Source organism: Planobispora longispora, from assembly GCF_016863135.1.
Classification (GTDB): domain Bacteria; phylum Actinomycetota; class Actinomycetes; order Streptosporangiales; family Streptosporangiaceae; genus Planobispora; species Planobispora longispora.
Genome location: NZ_BOOH01000001.1, coordinates 89,460 through 108,042 on the forward strand (window position 1 = coordinate 89,460; position 18,583 = coordinate 108,042).

The 18,583-nt window shown below is 72.1% G+C and carries 18 protein-coding genes; 9 read left to right on the forward strand and 9 right to left on the reverse strand.

From position 1 onward, the window contains the following. Positions 1–47: 47 nt before the first annotated feature. The 3 genes from Plo01_RS00380 to Plo01_RS00390 all read right to left on the reverse strand — a co-directional run bounded on the left by Plo01_RS00380 (position 48) and on the right by Plo01_RS00390 (position 2,596). Entirely contained in the window at positions 48–710 is a 663-nt protein-coding gene (locus Plo01_RS00380; RefSeq protein WP_203888402.1) for a potassium channel family protein, read from the reverse strand. Continuing rightward, positions 703–1,569, reverse strand: a complete 867-nt coding sequence (gene folP, locus Plo01_RS00385) for a dihydropteroate synthase (protein WP_203888403.1) — start codon at positions 1,567–1,569, stop codon at positions 703–705. Before folP ends, Plo01_RS00380 begins: the two co-directional genes overlap by 8 nt. Positions 1,570–1,726: 157 nt before the next feature. Then, positions 1,727–2,596, reverse strand: a complete 870-nt coding sequence (locus Plo01_RS00390; RefSeq protein ID WP_203888404.1) for a LysR family transcriptional regulator — start codon at positions 2,594–2,596, stop codon at positions 1,727–1,729. A 733-nt stretch (positions 2,597–3,329) separates the two neighbouring features. On the opposite strand from Plo01_RS00390, the gene Plo01_RS00395 reads away from it, so the two are divergent. Continuing rightward, positions 3,330–4,307, forward strand: a complete 978-nt coding sequence (locus Plo01_RS00395; protein WP_239315771.1) for a neutral zinc metallopeptidase — start codon at positions 3,330–3,332, stop codon at positions 4,305–4,307. Positions 4,308–4,454: 147 nt separating this feature from the next. Then, positions 4,455–6,341, forward strand: a complete 1,887-nt coding sequence (locus Plo01_RS00400) for an LCP family protein (protein ID WP_239315780.1) — start codon at positions 4,455–4,457, stop codon at positions 6,339–6,341. 121 nt (positions 6,342–6,462) lie between these two features. Here Plo01_RS00400 and Plo01_RS00405 read toward each other — a convergent pair whose 3' ends face one another. Further along, on the reverse strand, positions 6,463–8,508 hold the full coding sequence (locus Plo01_RS00405) for a spermine/spermidine synthase domain-containing protein (RefSeq protein ID WP_203888406.1): 2,046 nt from the start codon (positions 8,506–8,508) through the stop codon (positions 6,463–6,465). A gap of 180 nt (positions 8,509–8,688) precedes the next feature. Here Plo01_RS00405 and Plo01_RS00410 point away from each other — a divergent pair, with 180 nt between their 5' ends. After that, complete coding sequence (locus Plo01_RS00410) at positions 8,689–10,041, forward strand: S8 family serine peptidase (protein WP_203888407.1); 1,353 nt, start codon at positions 8,689–8,691, stop codon at positions 10,039–10,041. Positions 10,042–10,051: 10 nt separating this feature from the next. After that, a complete protein-coding gene (locus tag Plo01_RS00415; protein WP_203888408.1) occupies positions 10,052–10,285 on the forward strand; it encodes a hypothetical protein in 234 nt (77 codons plus the stop codon). A gap of 51 nt (positions 10,286–10,336) precedes the next feature. Here Plo01_RS00415 and Plo01_RS00420 read toward each other — a convergent pair whose 3' ends face one another. Beyond that, positions 10,337–10,873: a MarR family winged helix-turn-helix transcriptional regulator gene (locus Plo01_RS00420; RefSeq protein WP_239315712.1), complete on the reverse strand. Its 537-nt coding sequence runs from the start codon at positions 10,871–10,873 to the stop codon at positions 10,337–10,339. 86 nt (positions 10,874–10,959) lie between these two features. On the opposite strand from Plo01_RS00420, the gene Plo01_RS00425 reads away from it, so the two are divergent. Continuing rightward, entirely contained in the window at positions 10,960–12,396 is a 1,437-nt protein-coding gene (locus Plo01_RS00425) for an MFS transporter (RefSeq protein WP_203888409.1), read from the forward strand. Between the two features lie 173 nt (positions 12,397–12,569). Next, positions 12,570–13,106 carry a hemerythrin domain-containing protein gene (locus Plo01_RS00430; RefSeq protein ID WP_203888410.1) on the forward strand — a complete coding sequence of 179 codons (537 nt, stop codon included), beginning with the start codon at positions 12,570–12,572 and terminating at the stop codon, positions 13,104–13,106. 64 nt (positions 13,107–13,170) lie between these two features. Here Plo01_RS00430 and Plo01_RS00435 read toward each other — a convergent pair whose 3' ends face one another. Both Plo01_RS00435 and Plo01_RS00440 read right to left on the reverse strand, forming a co-directional pair. After that, a complete protein-coding gene (locus tag Plo01_RS00435; protein ID WP_203888411.1) occupies positions 13,171–13,902 on the reverse strand; it encodes an ABC transporter permease in 732 nt (243 codons plus the stop codon). Then, positions 13,899–14,666: an ABC transporter ATP-binding protein gene (locus Plo01_RS00440; protein WP_203888412.1), complete on the reverse strand. Its 768-nt coding sequence runs from the start codon at positions 14,664–14,666 to the stop codon at positions 13,899–13,901. Before Plo01_RS00440 ends, Plo01_RS00435 begins: the two co-directional genes overlap by 4 nt. Before the next feature lie 75 nt (positions 14,667–14,741). Between Plo01_RS00440 and Plo01_RS00445 the strand changes: the two genes are divergently transcribed. Together Plo01_RS00445 and Plo01_RS00450 are read left to right on the forward strand one after the other, a co-directional pair. Next, positions 14,742–15,401, forward strand: a complete 660-nt coding sequence (locus Plo01_RS00445) for a TetR/AcrR family transcriptional regulator (protein ID WP_203888413.1) — start codon at positions 14,742–14,744, stop codon at positions 15,399–15,401. Between the two features lie 159 nt (positions 15,402–15,560). Then, positions 15,561–16,049: a nitroreductase family deazaflavin-dependent oxidoreductase gene (locus Plo01_RS00450; protein WP_203888414.1), complete on the forward strand. Its 489-nt coding sequence runs from the start codon at positions 15,561–15,563 to the stop codon at positions 16,047–16,049. Positions 16,050–16,234: 185 nt separating this feature from the next. Here the strand turns inward: Plo01_RS00450 and rpsD are convergent, their stop codons facing one another. Next, the gene (gene rpsD / locus Plo01_RS00455; protein ID WP_203888415.1) at positions 16,235–16,849 is read right to left on the reverse strand and encodes a 30S ribosomal protein S4; all 615 of its coding nucleotides are present in this window, start codon (positions 16,847–16,849) and stop codon (positions 16,235–16,237) included. A gap of 86 nt (positions 16,850–16,935) precedes the next feature. Between rpsD and Plo01_RS00460 the strand changes: the two genes are divergently transcribed. Further along, on the forward strand, positions 16,936–17,676 hold the full coding sequence (locus Plo01_RS00460; RefSeq protein WP_203888416.1) for a DUF2470 domain-containing protein: 741 nt from the start codon (positions 16,936–16,938) through the stop codon (positions 17,674–17,676). A 119-nt stretch (positions 17,677–17,795) separates the two neighbouring features. On the opposite strand, the gene Plo01_RS00465 is transcribed toward Plo01_RS00460, so the two are convergent. Next, positions 17,796–18,392 carry a ClpP family protease gene (locus Plo01_RS00465; RefSeq protein ID WP_203888417.1) on the reverse strand — a complete coding sequence of 199 codons (597 nt, stop codon included), beginning with the start codon at positions 18,390–18,392 and terminating at the stop codon, positions 17,796–17,798. Positions 18,393–18,583 lie beyond the last annotated feature (191 nt).

Consider the following 18,583-nt stretch of genomic DNA (forward strand, 5'->3'; position numbering starts at 1 on the left):
GCGGTCCGGTCCTCCCGGGCGTCCCGTGCAGGGCGGTCCGCCCCCGCTCAGGGCAGTTCGGCGAAGCGCTCCACGTCTTCGATCTTCCCGGCGATGATGATCACATCGCCGTAGCCGAGGACGGTGTCCGCGCCCGCGTAGGTGAACTCCTCGTGCTCCCCCTTGACGCAGACGACCGTGACGCCGTACTTGCGGCGCAGGTTCGTCTCGCCGAGCGGGACGCCGACGTAGTCGCGCGGCGGCCGGGTCTTGACCAGCGCGTAGTTCTCGTCGACCTCCATGTAGTCGAGCATGCGCCCGTTGAGCAGGTGGGCCACCCGCTCGCCCATGTCGTGCTCGGGCAGGATGACGTGGTGGGCGCCGACCCGCTCCAGGATGCGGCCGTGGTCGCGGCTGATCGCCTTGGCCCAGATGTCCTCGATCGCCAGCTCCACCAGCAGGGAGGTGGTCAGGATGCTGGACTCGATGTCGGTGCCGATGGCGACCACGGCCCGGTAGAAGTCCGGGACGCCGAGCTGGCGCAGCGCCTCCAGGTCCGTGGAGTCGGCGGCGACCACGTGGGTGAGCTTGCCCGACATGCTCTGGACCACCTTCGGCCGGCTGTCGATGGCGAGCACCTCGGTGCCGCGGCGGACCAGCTCCGTGGCGAGCGAGCTGCCGAACCGGCCGAGCCCGATCACCACGACCGGGTCGTTTCTCGTATCAGCCAACGGTCGTTCTCTCCTCGGAGTGTTCACCGCGCCGCATGCGGGTGACGGCGCCGAGCGCCGCGCGGGCCGAGGCCGCGTCGTGCACGCGGAAGACGCGGGCGCCCTGCCAGGCGGAGACGGCGAGAGTGGCCATGGTACCCGCGTGCCGCTCGTCGACGGGAAGGCCGCCCAGGGTCTCGCCGACGAAATCCTTGTTGGAGACCGCGACGAGCACCGGCCAGCCGGTGGCGGTCATCTCCCCGAGGCGGCGGCTGACCTCCAGGGAGTGGTAGGTGTTCTTGCCGAAGTCGTGGGCCGGGTCGATGAGGATCGACTCGCGGGGGACCCCGGCGGCCGCCGCCCGCCCGGCCAGGTCCACGGTGTAGCCGATCACGTCGGCCACCACGTCGGCGTAGGCGACGCGGTGCGGCCGGGTCCGCGGGACGGCCCGTCCCGCGTGCGCGCACACCAGGCCCACGCGGTGCTCGGCGGCGACCCGCGCCAGATCCGGGTCGACCCCGCCCCAGGTGTCGTTGAGCAGGTCGGCGCCCGCCTCGGCGACGACCTTCCCCACCTCGGCGCGCCAGGTGTCGACACTGATGATCAGATCGGGATGGCGTTCGCGGACCGCCGCCACCAGGCCCGCCACCCTGCGGATCTCCTCGGCCGGGTCCACCTCGTCCCCGGGGCCGGCCTTGACGCCGCCGATGTCCACGATGTCCGCGCCGCCCTCGACGGCCCCGTCCACCGCCTCCAGGGCGGCGGAGAATCCGTAGGTCCTCCCCCTGTCGAAGAACGAGTCGGGGGTGCGGTTGACCACCGCCATGATCGCGAACTCGCCGGGCCGGAACTCACGGCCTCGCAGGCGCAAGATAGTCATCGAGACCGAGCCTATCGCCCGGTGTCGGAGAGGACGGCGCTCCCACCTGCGCCGCCTCTGGGGTTCTCATGGGATTTCGGACTGTCCCGTACGGCCCGCCCACCACGGCCCCGGCACGGTCCGCGCGGCCGGCCCACTTCCGGCTGCGGTCCTGCTGCTAGGCGGCCGACCCACCTTCGGCCGCGGTCAGGAACTCCTGGGCGGCGGCGGGCAACCGCCGTCGCGCGTGCACGATCGCGATCACCCGACGGATCGAGGGATCGAGCGGCCGGACCACCAGTCCGGCCCGGACGGCCTGGTCGGCCATCCCGCGGTACCAGAGCAGGGAGGCCAGGCCCGCGCGGACCGGCCCGAGCCAGTTGCCGCGCTCTTCCGCCTCCAGGGCCGCCACGGGGGCGACGCCGTACTTGGCGAACAACGAGTCGAGCTCCCTGCGCCGGGCGCTGCCGCCGGCCGGCAGCACCAGCCGCATGCCGTTGAGCCTGCTCATCGGCACCGGGTCGGGCAGGTCGAGGCCGGGCGGGGAGATCAGGACGATCTCCTGCCGCTCCAGCGGATGGCTGATCAGGTCGGCGGGGACGGGCAGATCCGTGAGGCCGAGGTCGGCCCGCTGGCTCCTGATGGCGTTCACCACGCCGTCCCGCCCGTCGCAACGGACGATGTGCACACGCACCCCCGGATGTTCGGCGGTATACGAGGGAAGGATGCGCCCGGCCAACCCCGGCTCGAGGCTGGGGGTCGAGGCGATGCGGAGCTCCGCCTCGGACGAATGGCCGTGGGTCGACAGAGCCTCGATCTCGTGGACGGCGTCGAGCGCCTCCCGGGCGAGCTTGACCACCCGGCGCCCCTGCGCCGTGACGACCACGCCGCGCCCGGAGCGGGCGAACAACGTCATCCCGAGTTCTCGCTCCAGGTCCCTGATCGCACGGGAGAGCGCAGGTTGTGCGATGTACAGCGACCTGGCCGCGTCGGTCATGGTGCGGTGCTCCGCCGTCGCGACCACGTAGCGGAGCTGCTGCAGATTCATGGCTCTGAAGTTAGGACACGGCGAGCGGCCCGGTACGGCACATTGCGGAGATCACCTCGCGTGATTTCGAACCGTAACCGAATACGACTACATCCGTGACGGGTGATAAATCAGTATGCTTACGCCCCAAATTTCTTAAAGAACCAATCTGGCCGGATATATCGGACGTTTGGGCTTACGGGGAGACAGCGTGACAGGCAACGGGCACTATCCTCCGCCGCCACCTCAACCTCAGGGGCATCCGCATCCGCCTCCCGGCTGGGCCCCGCGGGGAGGTCACCCGCCCTCGCCGCCCCCGCCCCCGGCCGGCCCCCCGATCCCCCTGCCGCCCCCCGCCGGAGCCCCGGCGCCGCCTCCGGCCCCGCCCCGCCACGGGTACCCGCAGCCGCCGCCCCGGGGCTATCCCTCCCAGGCGCCGCCTCCCGGCCGCCCCCCGCAGGCGCCGCCCCCCGGGCCGGGCTATCCGGCCCCTCCCCCCGCCGGCCGGCCGGCCCCGCTCCACGGCCGCCCGCCGTACGGGCAGCCGCCCCCGCCGGGACGACCGCCCCACGGCCTGCCACCGCAGGGACGCCCGCCGCAGGGGCAACCGCCATATGGACAGCCGCCGTACGGCCAGCCGTCGCACGGGCGCCCGCCGTACGGCCAGCCGCCCCCTCCCGGCCCTCACCACCGGCCCCCGTACCCGCCTCCCGCATGGCAGCCGCCGCGTCCCCGCCAGGGCGGCGGCGCCGCGGTGATCATCAGCGTGGTCTTCGGCCTGCTCGCGCTGACGTTCACCGGGCTCGTGGTGGTCGGGGCGCTCATCAAGGGCAGCCGGGTGGACGCGGACCCGGTCTCGCCGATCGCGTTCCCCACCTCCTCCCCGTCCGACCCGCCCCGGGAGCGGCCCTCGGATCGACCCTCGGAGCGGCCCTCGAACCGGGTGACGGACGAGCCGGACGACAAGCCGAGTCCCGAGGAGGCCGAGACCCGCACGCTCAACACGTCCCTGAAGAACAACTCCCTCTACGCCGGCCAGGGCCTGTCCAGGGTGCACTGCCCGGGCGGCTCGGCCAGCATCTACAGCCACAGCCAGCTCAAGGCGCTGATCCTGAAGACCTCCAGGTGCATGGACAAGGCCTGGTCCAAGGTGCTGCGCGCCAGGGGGATCGAGTGGCACCGGCCGGGCTACGCCATCACCGCCACCCGGGGGCGCGGCGCCTGCGGCGACTTCCCCCAGCGCGGGAGCATCGTGCCGTACTACTGCCCGAGCAACACCACGATCTACGCCTCCACCACGGCCATGGCCAGGGGATCGGGCAACGCGCTGGGGTACGGCCAGATCACCGAGTGGCACGGCGGGATCATCAGCATGATGGCCCACGAGTACGGTCACCACGTCCAGCAGCTGTCCGGCCTGTCCGGCAGCTGGTGGGAGCGGACGCTGGAGTCGGGCAGCCAGAGCGGCAAGCTGGCGCTGAGCCGCCGATTCGAGCTCCAGGCCACCTGCTTCGGGGCGATGTTCATGCGCTCGGTCTCGGCCAGTTACCCGGTCACCTCGGCGCGGCGCAACACGCTCTACTACTTCTACTCGCGCGTGGGCGACCATCCCGGCTACCCGCGCGACCACGGCAAGCCGGTGAACAACGGACGCTGGTTCCGGCAGGGCTACGAGAAGAACAAGACCTTCCAGTGCAATACCTGGCTGGCGCCCGCCTCGTCGACCTCGTAACTTCAATCCTCATTCACCTGACCTTGGTCATCTGTCTGCCATGTCCGGGTATGGGGGCTAGAATCCAGGGCAATTCTGTGCAATCGGGGGACCTCGGCCGTTTTGCCAGGTGGACCGGACAAGGACCGAGTAGGAAGCGGTGTGACGATGCGCCATGGGCAGGACTCGGGGGGGCTCTCCGGCGAGAGCGGGAAACCGCGTCCCCGACGGCGCGGCAGCCGCGCGGCCCGGCCCGCGAACGCGGCGAACGGCCACCCCGGGAACACCCCCGCCCCTCCCCTGGAGCGCGACGCCGCCCCCCACCCCGGCCAGCCCGTACCCGCGTCCGCACCCTTACCCGTTCCCGCTCCCGCGCGGGCGGCTCACGAGCCGGGGCACGAGGCCGGCCCGGCGGGCGGCACGGCCACCCGGGTGAAGCCCGCGACGGGCGGCGTCGGATCCGCGCCGGACCCGAATCCGGGCGCGGGCCCCGCGGCCGGCCCGGGCGCCACGGCGACCCCGGCAGGCGCGGGGGCGCCCGGCGACCCGTCCGCCGGGCGCGGGCCCATGTCCCGGCTGAAGTTCGCCCGGCCGCTGACCACCGGGTCGCTCATCGGGTGGACCGCCCTGTCGGCGATCCTGCCGGGCATCGCGCACCTGCGCGCGGGGCGCCGCCGTACCGGCTACATCCTGCTCGGCTCCTTCGGCCTGCTGCTGGTCCTGGGGGTGATCGCCGGAATCGTCGTCTCCGGCGACACCGGCATCGCCACCCGGGACGGCGTCCTCGGCCTGATCGTGGGCCTGGCCGTGCTCGGCGCGCTCGGCTGGTTCCTGCTGGTGATCTCCTCCTACATCACGCTCGGCCCCAACCGGCTCAACAGCGCGGGCCAGATCGTCTCGGGCATCGTCATCGGCACGCTGTGCGTGGCGGTGATGGCCCCGTTCGCGTTCGCCGCCAGCACGGTGCTGACCGTCAAGGAGACGGTCAACGACATCTTCCCGAGCTCGCCGGACGACCCGGCCGCCCCGACGTTCAAGCCCGAGGACCCCTGGAACGGCCAGGAGCGGGTCAACTTCCTGCTCATCGGCGGCGACGGGGCGGGCAACCGGGAGGGCGTGCGGACCGACAGCATGAACGTGGCCAGCGTCCACATCAAGACCGGCAACGCGGTCATGTTCAGCCTCCCCCGCAACCTGCAGCACGTGCGCTTCCCGCCCGGCAGCCCGCTGGCCAGGCAGTTCCCCAACGGCTTCATGCGGGAGCTGCCCAACGGCGGCCTGCTCAACGAGGTCTGGCAGTACGCCGAGGACCACCCGGAGATCATGGGCAGCAAGCACCAGGGTCCCCGGGCGCTCATGGACGCGATCGGCTACACGCTCAACCTGAAGATCGACCACTACGTCCTGATCAACATGTACGGCTTCGCCCACCTGGTGGACGCCATCGGCGGACTGAAGATCAGGGTCGAGAGCGACGTGAAGTACGGCGGCTCGTTCGGCACCGCCGGCACGATCAAGGCCGGCTACCGCACCCTCTCCGGCGAGGAGGCCCTCTGGTACGGCCGCTCCCGCGTCGGCAGCGACGACTTCTCCCGGATGGCCCGCCAGCGCTGCGTCATCGGCGCCTTCGCCAAGCAGGCCACCCCCGCCGTCGTCCTCACGAACTTCACCAAGATCGCGAGGGTGGCCAAGCGGATGGCCCAGACCAACATCCCCCGCGACATGCTGGAGCACCTGACCGAGCTGGCCCTCAAGGTCAAGGACGCCAAGATCACCAGTCTCCAGTTCGTGCCGCCGGAGTTCTACTCCGGCTCCCCCGACTGGCAGAAGATCCGCACCGCGACCGCCCGGGCCCTGCGCCAGTCGACCCAGCCCAGCCGCAAGCTCATGGCCGGTTCGGGCGCGCCCTCCCCGGGCACCAGCGGCGCGGCCTCCCCGGGCACGAGCGGCGCGGCCCCCACCCCGACGCTCAGCGCGCCCCCGAAGGCGACGCCCGGCAAGACCCCGACGGCGAACAGGAGCGCCCAGTCCATCGACGAGCTCTGCGGCATCTGACCCGGATCCGATCCGGTCGCCCGGGGTCCCGCCCCTCCTCGGGGCGGGACCCCGGCGCCGTCCGGTGACCGGGGCGGCTCATCCGGCCCGGACGTGCCCGACCCGGCTCACCCGGCCGGGCTCACGCGGCCCGGGCGGTCCTGGGCAGCAGGGCGAACGCGCCCAGGTAGAGCAGGCCCGCCACGATCAGCAGGCCCTGGTACCCGATGACCAGAGCCAGGTACTCCAGGCAGCCGCCGACCATCGCGCCGAGCAGGTTCGCCCCGAAGGCCGTGGTGCCGTCGGCCGAGTCGGCGAAGCGCTTGGCGAACACCACGTTGGCCGCGAAGATCGGCAGGAACGCCACGGCCACGGCCACCACCGCGCGCAGCGGCACCGGCAGGCCCAGCAACCAGGAGTTCGGCACCAGCCAGGCCAGCACCAGGCCGGCCAGGAGCACGCCGTACATGACGGGCAGCGGCGGGGTGCGGAAGCGGCGGGTCACCTCCACCGCGGCCAGCACCGCCACGAGCACCCCGGCGAACACGATCGCGTTGACCACCCAGGTGGTGCCGAACAGCAGCGCGAACCCGGTCACGCTCTTGGTCTCCAGCAGCAGGAACGCCACGCCGAGCAGGAACAGGTCGGCGTAGGGGCGCATCCGGGTGTACGGCCCGGCGACCGCGCGGACCGCCAGCAGGCTCACGATCAGGATCAGGATCAGGGTGATGACGTAGATCTCCGGAATCGTCCGGTCCTTCAGGTACAGGAAGGGCCGGTCGTCGCCCGAGGGCGGCGGGGTCTGCGCGGTCGCGCCCGCCCACTCCTGCCCGCAGGCCTGGTCGGCGGCGGCGAGCCCGGCGGTGATCACGGCCTGCTGGCCGGCCTGGGTGACGACGTCCACGCACGGCTTGTGCCCGAAGGCGGCCTGCACGGTGGAGGCGAGCCGGTCCACCAGCCAGCTCTCGCGGTAGTAGTTGTACATCGAGAAGGTCCCGCCGGGCTTGAGGCGGTCCCTGGCCGCCTCCATCGCCTCGCGGGTGAACAGGTAGCTCTCCAGCCGCAGCGAGCTGGCGCCGGAGACGAGGGTGAGCGAGTCGGGCAGCGCGAACAGGATCAGGTCGTACTTGCGGTCCGTCTGCTCCAGGAACGCGCGCCCGTCGGTGACGTGCGTGGCGACCCGGGGATCGTCGTAGGGCCGGTCCGGGTGGTAGGTCCCGCCCAGCTCGCGGAGCTTGGGGTCGATCTCCACCGCGTCCACCCGTCCGGCGCCCTTCGACAGCGCGATCGCCACGTCGGTGCCGCTGCCCGCACCCACGATCAGCACGTCGTCCAGCCTCCCGGCGGCCGAGCGCTCGTACGGCAGGGCGTACTGCCGCTCCCACTCCAGCCGCTTGACCGCCGGGACGGCCCGCTGGTGCGGGATGCCGTTGACCTGGATGTCCATCATCTCCACGCCCTGCTCGGCGAAGTGGGTGCGGGTCACCTTGTAGTACGGCGACCACAGGGCTCCGGCCGTCAGCGTCTCGGCCGCCAGCGCCGCGACCACCACCAGCGACGGCACAACCAGCGCGGCCCGTGCCCACAGCCGCCGCGGCCGCAGCAGCACGGCGTAGGCGGCCGCGGTGATCACGCCCCACACCACCGGGGGCGCGCTGAGGAATGACAGCGCCGTGAACAGGCCGATGCCGGTGAGGCTGCCGATCAGGTCGTAGCGGTAGGCCTCCAGCCGGTCCAGCTCGGGGAAGCAGCGCCCGACCAGCTCGGCCGGGCCCATCAGCACGACCGCCGCGGCCGCGAAGACCACCGGCAGGATCAGCCAGGCCGGAGGCCCGGCGGTGCTGAGGCTCGTCCAGTACAGGACGCCCTCGGTCTGCCGGTCCACGGTGACCGGGAAGAACGTGACGACCAGCACCAGGACGGCGAGGGTGATCGGCGAGTAGTACGGCTGCCGGGCCGTGCGCCCCACCCGCAAAAAGCCCAGTCCGATGCCGAGGAACGAGCCCAGCAGCACGAAGTTGGTGAAGTAGCTCAGGTGCACGATGTTCGATCCGGTCCACCGGATCAGCGCCAGCTCCAGGAAGAGCATGAAGGCGCTGGCCACGACCAGTCTCGGCCGGGTGCTCAGCCAGTGCTCCGGGCCGGCGTCGGGATGGGGGGATGGCGTGGTGTGCGCCGCTGCGGTCATGGCGTCCAAGCTAGTGATCCATGACCTTGCAGGGAAGGAAAACCAGCCCAGCGGTTCGCGGTGATTTGGCGACATAGATGCTGGTGGGAGCCATTTGCATGGGTGGACATGATCGTGGTTGATGAAGGACGGTGGTGAGGTGCGTTTTCCCTGATCCGTCTGATCAACCGGTGGTGAACGATGCGCGTCCTGATCCAGCTCCGCCCCTCCCCCGAGGTCGTCGCGGCGGTGACCGACCCCGGCGTGGCCACGACCGCGGCCGACGTCGCCGACGGCCTGCCCGGGGTCGTCCTCGACCCCTCCTTCACCCCCGTCGCGGTGCCCCGTCCCGTGCCCTCGGCGGGGGGCGATCCCCTCTCGCTGAACCAGCCCCTGACCTTCTCGCTGGCCGCCGAGGACGCCTCGGTCCTGGTCCGCGGGGAGATCTCCGACGACGAGCTGTCCACCCGCATCCCCTTGCTCTCCGTGGCCCGGTCCGACGTCGTCGGCGTCTTCGCCGACCCGGTGATCCAGCCGAGCCTCACGTGCGGCGGTGATCCACCGGTGGGCGACTGGCACGACGTCGAGCGGCTGATCCGCGCCGAGGAACTCGCGGGTGACGGGCTGGACGGCTCGGGGGTGGCCCTGGCGATCGTCGACACCGGGATCAACCTCGAGCACGTCCAGCGCCATCTGGACCGGGAGGCGAAGCTGGACAAGGAGCGCAGCTGGGTGCCGGGCGGGGTGGACGGCACGCCGGGCCGCTTCGAGGTGGACCACGGCACGATGTGCGCCTTCGACGCGCTCATCGGCGCGCCGAAGGCGACCCTGCTCGACCTGCCGGTGCTGCTCTCCCAGCGCCAGGGCGGCTCGGCCCTGGACGGCCTGCTCTCCGACGCGGTCGCCGCCTTCGCCCACCTGCGCGAGGTGCTGAACGCCCAGCCGGAGGAGAGCCGGGCCCTGGTCGTCAGCAACAGCTGGGGCTCGTTCTCCCCGCGGTGGGACTTCCCGGTGGGCAACCCCGGCAACTACTCCGACAACGCCGCCCACCCGTTCAACGTGATCGTGGCGAGCCTGGAGGACGCCGGCGCCGACATCCTGTTCGCCGCGGGCAACTGCGGCCGCGACTGCCCCGACGGCCGGTGCGCCTTCCGCGAGCGGCCGATCGTGGGGGCCAACTCCCACCCCCGCGTGTTGTCGATCGGCGGCGTCGACGTCGAGAACAGGCGGGTGGGCTACTCCTCCCAGGGGCCCGGCCGCCTGGCCAAGCGCAAGCCGGACGTCTGCTCCTACACCCACTTCTCCGGTTCCAAGGCGTTCGGCGACGGCGCGCCCGACTCCGGCACCTCCGCGGCCTGCCCGGTCGCCGCCGGCCTGGTCGCGGCCGTGCGCACGCAGTGGCCGGCCTCCCGGCTCTCCCCCGGCCAGCTGCGCACGCTGCTGCGCCGTACCGCCGACGACCGCAGCGACGTCGGCTTCGACTTCGACTACGGATACGGAATCACCGACACAGAAGGAATCCTTGCCGCACTGCGCCGCAGAAGGGGCGCGTAGCGTAGGGTCCATGCTTCTGGTGACGGTACGGCTCCAGCCCGGGGCGACGCTGGCGCAGGCCATGGATCGCCTCGGGCTGTCGGAGGAGGAGGTCGACACCGGCTACGGCCTGGTGCTGCTCGACCCGGCACAGAACCTGTACGCCCTGCGCGTGACCGAGGCCGCCGCCCGCCGGGTCGGCGGGACGACCGGCGAGGGCCCCTACTCCGACCCGCCCATCGAGCCCTTCGGCCCGCCCCGGTAGGGCCGCGCGTTCACCGCCCGGGCGGCAGGCCGGACGCCCGGGAAGCCGGCCTCAGCCGTCGGCGCCGTCACCGGCCGGTTCCCCGCTCCGATCGACGCGCCCGGCCCGGCGCGGTTCCGCGGCCGGAGCCTGCCGGCGGCCGGGTGAGTGGCGGGGGCGTCTGGTGTCCACGTTGCCGGTCAGGGCGTTGAGGATGCCGGGCAGTTCCGCCACCGTCTCGGCGGGCAGCCCGGTCACGGTCTCCTCCGCCAGAGCGCACCACAGCTGCTTGACCCGGTCGGCCAGCGCGCTGCCGCTGTCGGTGAGTTCGACGACGCTGGCGCGCTTGTCGGAGGGGGCGGGTCTGCGGCGGATGTGACCGGTGGCCTCGAGCTTGCGGGTCATCAGCGTGACGCTGGGCGGTTCGCAGCCGAGCGCCTCGCTGAGCTGGGCCTGGATCATCGGGCCGGTCCGGGCGAGTTCCAGCAGGAGCACCTCCTGCCCGGGGTGCAGGCCGAGCGGGGCCAGCAGCGTCGCGGCCCTGGCCCGGTGGCGCAGGCTCAGGAGGCGGATGGCCTGGTTGAGGGCGTCGGCGTGCTCGAAGTCCACGGGCTCTCCTTGACAGATTAGTTACGCGAATAACATTATGCGCATAACGTTATCCGCGTAACTAATTCTACGCCGAGGGAGCCCGCATGACCACGAAGGCCGACGTCCCCCGCCCCGGCGCGCCCCGATGGGGGCCTCCGCGCACCGGTCCCACCTGGATGATCATGACGCTGGCGTGCGCCTGCCAGTTCATGGCGATCCTGGACGCGGCCATCGTCAACGTCGCCCTGCCCTCGATCCGCCGGGACCTCGGCTTCACGCTCACCGGCCTGCCCTGGGTGGTCAACGGCTACCTGCTCACCTTCGCCGGCTTCATGCTGCTGGGCGGCCGCGCCGCCGACCTGTTCGGCCATCGCCGGATGCTGGTCGCCGGATTGTCGCTGTTCTCCGCCTCGAGCCTGGCCGGCGGCCTGGCGGCCGCCCCGGAGGTCCTGGTGGCGGCCCGCCTCGCGCAGGGCGCGGGTGCGGCCATGCTGGCGCCGGCGACGCTGGCCGTGATCAACGTCTGCTTCACCGGGGAGCGCGCGCGGGCCCGGGCGTTCGGCGCGTGGTCCGCCGCGGGCGGCGTGGGCGGGATGGCCGGCGCGGTCGCGGGCGGCGCCATCACGACCGGCCTGTCGTGGCGGTGGATCTTCCTGATCAACGTGCCGATCGGTGCGGCGCTGATCGTATTGGCCATGAGGTCACTGACCGGCACGCGGACCGGCCGGCGGGAACCGCTCGATCTCATCGGCGCGGTCACGGGGACGGCGGGGCTGGCCGCGCTGATCTACGGGGTCATGCAGAGCGCCGATCACGGCTGGACGTCCGCGCACGTCGCCGGGCCGGTCGCGGCGGGCCTGCTCCTGCTCGCCGCCTTCACCGTGGTGGAGACGCGTTTCGCCGCCCACCCGATGATGCCCCCGCGGCTGTTCGGGATCCGCGGGGTGGCCGTCGGCAACGGCATGCTGCTGCTGTTCGGCGGGGTCGCCATGGCGATGTGGTACTTCACGTCGCTGTTCCTGCAGAACGTGCTCGGCTATGACGCGCTCCAGGCCGGGCTCGGGCAGACACCCGCGGCGGTGACGTTCGTGGTGGTCGCGCGGCTGGCGGCCACCCTGCCGCCGCGGACCGGCGCGCGTCCTCCGGTGCTGGCCGGCTGCGCCCTCCTCGTGGCCGGGTTCGGCTGGCTCGCCCAGGCTCACACCGGCAGCGACTACGTCACCGGCATGCTCGGGCCCACCCTGCTCGTCGCGGCCGGAATCGGGCTGACCTTCCCCACCGTCATGGCCGCGGCGACCGCCGGCGTGCCCGAGGGCGACGCGGGAACCGCCGGCGGCCTGGCCAACACCGCCAATCAGGCGGGCGGATCGGTGGGCCTGGCGGTGCTCGCGTCCGCCGCCGGCGCCAGAGCCGCGACGGAGGGCGGGGATTCCCCCGCCGCCCTCGCCGCCGGCTACGACCTGGTCTTCCTCATGGCGGCCGGGCTCAGCCTGGCCATCGCGGCGGCCGGCCTGCTGCTGCCCCGGCGGCCGCGCGGCTGACCTCCCGGATCACGCGCGGGCGTCTCCAGGCCCGGCCGCCCGCCGAGCCACCGGCCCACCGGCCCCGAACGGTCGCCCCGCAGGCGGAGTGTCGCGGCGGATCCGCCGGAATCCGCCGCGCACGTCTCCGGATTTTCGGGGACACTTGCGGAGCAACCCACCCGAAGGAAGAGATGAATGCACGTTCCGAGGCGGGCAGCCGCCTCACCGCTCTGGGCACGCAGCTGCTCGAAGTTCACATCTGGCTCCGCGAGATGCTGGAAGACCTCCAGGACAGCATCGACGAGTACTTCGACGGCGGCGGGCTCCCACCGCGGGACCTCCGCGCCCACTGCCTCTCCTTCTGCACCGCGTTGACGCGCCACCACACCGGCGAGGACAGGGGCGCGTTCCCGGTGATCGCCGAGGAGTTCCCCGAGCTGCGCGAGGTCCTCTCCGACCTGCGCACCGACCACAACCAGCTGGACTGGCTGCTGGGGAACCTGCAGAAACTGCTCGACTCCCTGCCGGAGAAACCGGACCCGGCCACGGCCGCCAAGGTGCGCGAGGAGGTGGTGGCGCTGTCGGCGATCATGCAGACGCACTTCATCTACGAGGAGAAGAAACTGATCTCCGTGCTCAACTCGATGGACGTGCCCGAGTGGCGCGAGAACCCGCCCGCCTTCCTGCTGATCGACGACGAGGACGGGTCCCCGGCCTCTCCCCGGTGAGTCTCCGCCGTCACGCTGCCCGGGCGGGCCCGTGTCCCGGGGCACGGGCCCGCGTGACGAGCGCTCAGGCGTTCTCCCGGTTGAACACGCGGGTGCCGACGACCACGCACGCCACCGTGAGCCCGGCGGTCACCGCGGCTCCCGCCGCCACCGTCCAGGTGGCGTAGCGGCCCGCGAACAGGTCGCGGACCGCCTCCACCACGTAGCGGAACGGGGTGGCGCGGGAGATCGCGTCCAGCCAGGCGGGGGCCATGGACATCGGCAGGAACGCCCCGGACAGCAGGACCAGGGGGACGACCCCGGTGGTCATGATCGGCGCGAAGGCGTCCGGGTCCATGGTCAGCGCGATCGCGTTGGACAGCGCGGCCAGGCCGACGCCGAGCAGCGCCATGAGGACGAGCCCGGCCAGCACGCCGGGCAGCGGCGCGCGCATGCCGAAGGCGTAACCGGCCCCGAGCAGCATGACCGACTGGACCAGCAGCGTGAGCGAGCTGCTCAGGACCCGGCCGAGCAGCAGGGCCGTACGGCGCGCCGGGGTGACCCGGAGCCGCTCCAGCACACCGGAGCGCGCGTCGAAGACGATGCCGAATCCGGCCAGTCCCGCGCTGAACAGGGCGACCTGGGCGAGCAGGCCGGGGAGCAGCGTCTCCCAGGTGCCGATCGTGGCGAACAGCGGGCCGAACAGCACCAGGTAGAGCAGCGGCTGCAGGACCCCGAAGACGATCCCCGCCTTCTGCCGCAGGGCGATGCGGGTGTTGTGCCGGAAGACGAGCCAGGTTTCGCGGATCGCGTTCATGCCGCACCCCGCGCTCCGGACGCCGCCGCCTCGCCGTCCTCCCGCAGGGACCGGCCGGTGATGGCGAGGAAGGCGTCGTCGAGGGTGCCGGTCCCGCCCTTCAGCTCGGCGGGGGCGCCCTCGGCGACGACCGCGCCGTGGTCGATGATGATCAGGCGGTCGGCCAGCGTGTCGGCCTCGTCGAGATAGTGGGTGCTCAGGAAGACCGTGAGCCCGTCCTCCTCCCGCAGGCGGCGGATGTGGTCCCAGAGGGCGGCCCGGCTCTGCGGGTCCAGGCCGGTGGTCGGCTCGTCCAGGAAGAGCAGCGTCGGCCGGTGGACCAGGCCGAAGGCCAGGTCGAAGCGGCGGCGCTGGCCGCCGGAGAGCGTGCCGCCCGTCCGGTCGGCCAGGGGCGCCAGGTCCAGGCGCTCCAGCGTCTCGGCGACCCGCTCGCGCGCCTGGGCCGGGCGCATGCCGTACAGCATGGCGTGCAGTTCGAGCTCCTCTCCCACCGGGTCGAACGGGCCGACCCCGCCGCCCTGTGACACATAGCCGATGCGCCGCCGCACGCCCCGGGGGTCGGTGACGAGGTCGTGCCCGGCGACCGTGGCGGCGCCCGCGGTGGGGCGCAGCAGGGTGGTCAGCATGCGCATGGTCGTCGTCTTGCCCGCGCCGTTGGGGCCGAGGAAACCCACGATCTCACCGGCTTCGACGGTCAGATCCACGCCCGTGACGGCCCGGACGCCGCCCTTGAAGGTCTTGCTCAGACCCGATGTCTTGATCATTTCATCGCCTCCATTTTTACAGTAACACTAATTTTTAAGTGACTGCAAAAATTTCCCGGCCCCTAGGATGAGGGCATGGGCGAGGGCCTGCGTGAGCGCAAGAAGAGGGAGACCCGGCTGCGCATCTCCGACATCGCGACGGGGATGTTCGTGGCCCGCGGCTTCGACAACGTCACCGTGGCCGAGGTCGCCAGGGCGGCCGACGTCTCGGTCAACACGGTCTTCAACTACTTCGCCACCAAGGAGGACCTGCTCCTCGACCGGGCCCCCGAGGTCGAGGAACTCCTCGCGCGGGTCTTCCGGGAGCGCAGGCCGGGCGAGAGCGTGCTGGAGGCGGTGCGCCGCGACCTCCTGGACGCGCTGGACACCGGCCACTACCGCTACGGGTTCCACGAGGCCGACGACGCCTTCGTCCGCATGGTCGAGAGCAGCCCGTCGCTGAGCGCCCGGGTCCGGGAGATGAACGAGGCCCGGGAGCGCAAGCTCGCCGAGGCCATCGCCGGAGAGCTCGGCACCGGCCCCGGCGACCTCACCCCCGCCCTGGTCGCGGCGCAGATCGGCGCCACGATCCGCACGATCGTGGGCCATGCCGTACGGCGCATGCTCGCCGGCGAGAGCGTCGGGGCCATCGCGCCGGACCTGCGGCGGCAGGCCGAGCACGCCTTCGGGCTGCTGGAGACGGGGATCGGCGGCTACTGCGTCAGACCGGAGACACCGGAGGGCCCGCGGGCCTAGGGAGAGACGGGAAGGCTCACGGACGCGGGAAGAGCGGGAGGCACGGCGGGAATCGGGGCTGTCTCCGGAAACCCCGATCACCCCCTGCCGCTCTTGACCTAGCGCTTGCTACGATCAGTGGCGGGCGGCCGGGCGGCCGCCGGGGAGCAGGAGTCCATCGTGGGTTCACGCCTCATCGCGCGGCTCAAGCCGTTCTTCCAGTGGCTGGCGACGACCGACGCGTTCATGAAGATCGGGCCGAGGGTCGTCCCGCGCCTCGACCGGGCCGTCCACCGGCTCACCGGCGGCAGGGGAGTCATGAGCGACGGGATGATCCCCACGCTCCTGCTGACCACGACCGGAGCCAAGAGCGGCGAGCCGCGCTCGACCCCGCTCGCCTGCCTGCCGGAGGAGGACGGATCCTTCCTGGTCGTCGGCTCCAACTTCGGCCGGGAACACCACCCCGCCTGGAGCGGCAACCTGCTCAAGACCCCGCGGGCGACGGTCTCCTTCCGCGGCCGGGAGATCCCGGTCACCGGACGCCTCCTGGACGGCGACGACCGGGCCGAGGCCTGGCCCCGGCTGCTGCGGATCTGGCCGGTCTACGACCGCTACACCGAGAAGTCGGGGCGCGAGCTCCGGGTCTTCCGCCTGTCCCCCGGACCGTGAACCGCCGCCCCGGACGGTGACCGCGGAGGGCTCCCCCATCGGAACCGCCGTCCCCGGACGGCGACCGCGGGGCTTCCCCCGTCGGGCCCCGCGTCGACGGCGTGGACGGTCCCGGACAGCGGCCGCGGGGACCTCGCCGTCGGCGGGAAGTCCCCACGGGCGTGACGGGGCCGGACGGCGCCGCGTCAGCGGGAGTAGAACTCCACGACCATCTGCTCGTCCACCGGGACCGCGATCTGCTCGCGCATCGGGCGGCTGACCACCGTGAAGCGCAGTTCGGCGTGGTTGACGTCCAGGTAGGCGGCGATGCGCTCGTCGGCGTAGACGCCCTCGGCCGCGGCGACGAACGGCTGCATCCGGCGGGACCGCTCGCGCACCGTGATGACCTGGCCGGGCTTGACGAGGTAGCTGGGGATGTCCACCTTGCGGCCGTCGACGGCGATGTGGCCGTGGGCGACGTACTGGCGGGCGGCGTAGATGGACGGGGCGAGGCCGGCGCGCAGGACCAGGGAGGCCAGGCGGCTCTCCAGCAGCACCACCAGCTCGGCGCCCGACCGGCCGGGGCTGCGCAGCGCCATGTCCCAGTAGCGGCGCATCTGCCGCTCGGAGACGTCGTAGTACCAGCGGAGCTTCTGCTTCTCCATCAGCCGCAGCCCGTAGTCGCCGGTCTGGCGCCGGTTGGTCTTGCGGCCGTGCTCGCCCGGCGGGTAGGGCCGCTCCTCGAAGTAGCGCACGGCCTTGCGGGTGAGCGGGACGCCGGCGCGGCGGGAGAGCCGCACCTTCGGTCCGGTGTAGCGCACGATCGCTCCTTGTGGTTAGGTTTGCCTTACTGAGGTAAGCCTTACCTTAGAGGCAATCGCCCGTCGATCTCAAGGAGAGCCGGTTCATGCAGCATCCCCTCACCGCCCCGCCGCTCCCCGAGCGGATCCGCACGCTCGCCGCCGTCGCCGTCCCGAGCCACGTCTCCCTGGCCGGCACGAATCTGCCGGCCAGGCCGGCCCGCGGCGGCGTCGACGGCGCCGGACGCCCGATCCTGCTGGTCATGCCGGGAGACCCGCTGCACGGGGCGGAGGACGAGCCGGTGGTGACCGTGGACCTGACCGCGAGCCGCTCGCTCGACGGCCGCGAGCTCTCGCGCGGGCTGCTCAAAGTGCAGGGCTGGGCGCAGGCCGTACCGGCCGGGGAACTGCGCGCGACCGCGATCGCGATCGCCGAGCGCTGCCCGGACGAGGCGTTGTTCGAGGCCCTGGAGGACCCGGAGGGCACGCACGGGCCGCGCCTGCTCCGGGTGGACGTCGGGCAGGTGGTCTATCTCACCGGCACCGAGTCGGGCGTCCTGGACGCCGAGGAGTATCTCGACGCGGCGCCCGACCCCCTGCTGGCCGACGCCGAACGGATGATCCGGCACGTCAACGGCGCGCACCGGGACCGGCTGGTGGCGGCGCTGTGCGCCCTGCTGCCCTCCCCCGTCACCGACGCCTGGCTGTGGGAGCTGGACCGCTTCGGCGTCACCGTCCGCTCCGGCGGCCTCGACCAGCCCACCCTGATCCGCCTGCCGTGGCCCGAGCCGATCACCGACGTCTGCTCCCTGGAGACGGCCCTGCACTGCCTGCTCTGCCACCGCTGAGCGCGGAAAACCGGCGGGGCGATATCGCGGAAATACAGGCGGTATCGCGCGGCATCACGGGAATACGGTGGCGCGGCCGGAGAACACGTGGGAACAATCGCCGAACGCCCCACGATGAATTATTCCGGGAGCGAAATCTCATTCCTGCGCATCACCTCGTCGGTGGTGCGGATGACATGGTCGACGAATCCGTAGTCTCTGGCCTCCGTGGCGGTGAACCAGCGGTCGCGGTCCCAGTCCTCCTCGACGCGTTCGAGGGACTGGCCGGTGTGGAAGGCGATCCGCTCGCGCATCATCTGCTTGGTGTAGAGCATCTGCTCGGCCTGGATCGCGATGTCGGCGGCCGTGCCGCCCAGCCCCCCGGAGGGCTGGTGCATGATGACCCTGGCGTGCGGGAGCGCGTAACGCTTGCCGGGCGCGCCCGCGCAGAGCAGGAACTGGCCCATCGAGCCCGCGATGCCCATGGCCACGGTGGCCACGTCGTTGGGGATGTACTGCATCACGTCGTAGATGGCCATCCCGTCCATCACCGAACCGCCCGGCGAGTTGACGTAGAGCCAGATGTCACGGCGGTCGTCGTGGGCGGACAGCAGCAGCAGCTCCCCGCAGATCCGGTTGGCCGTCTCGCTGTTCACCTCGGATCCCAGCACGACGATCCGGTTGCGCAGCAGCCGCTGGTAAAGCTGGTCCTCGTATACGGGGTGCGGGCCGGTCATTCGCGGCCCCCTTTCCTGGTTCACATTCCGGTAAAGCGAATACCTGCGACCATAACCCCGCCCGATCCCGTTTCATCATCGCGTTCGCTGTCAGCGCTTTTCGCGGAGAGCGCAGGGAAATCGCTCCCGGCGGCCATTCGGGAGTTCACCGCCGCACCCGGGTCATCCCGCCCGGAGCCGGGACGGCGGCG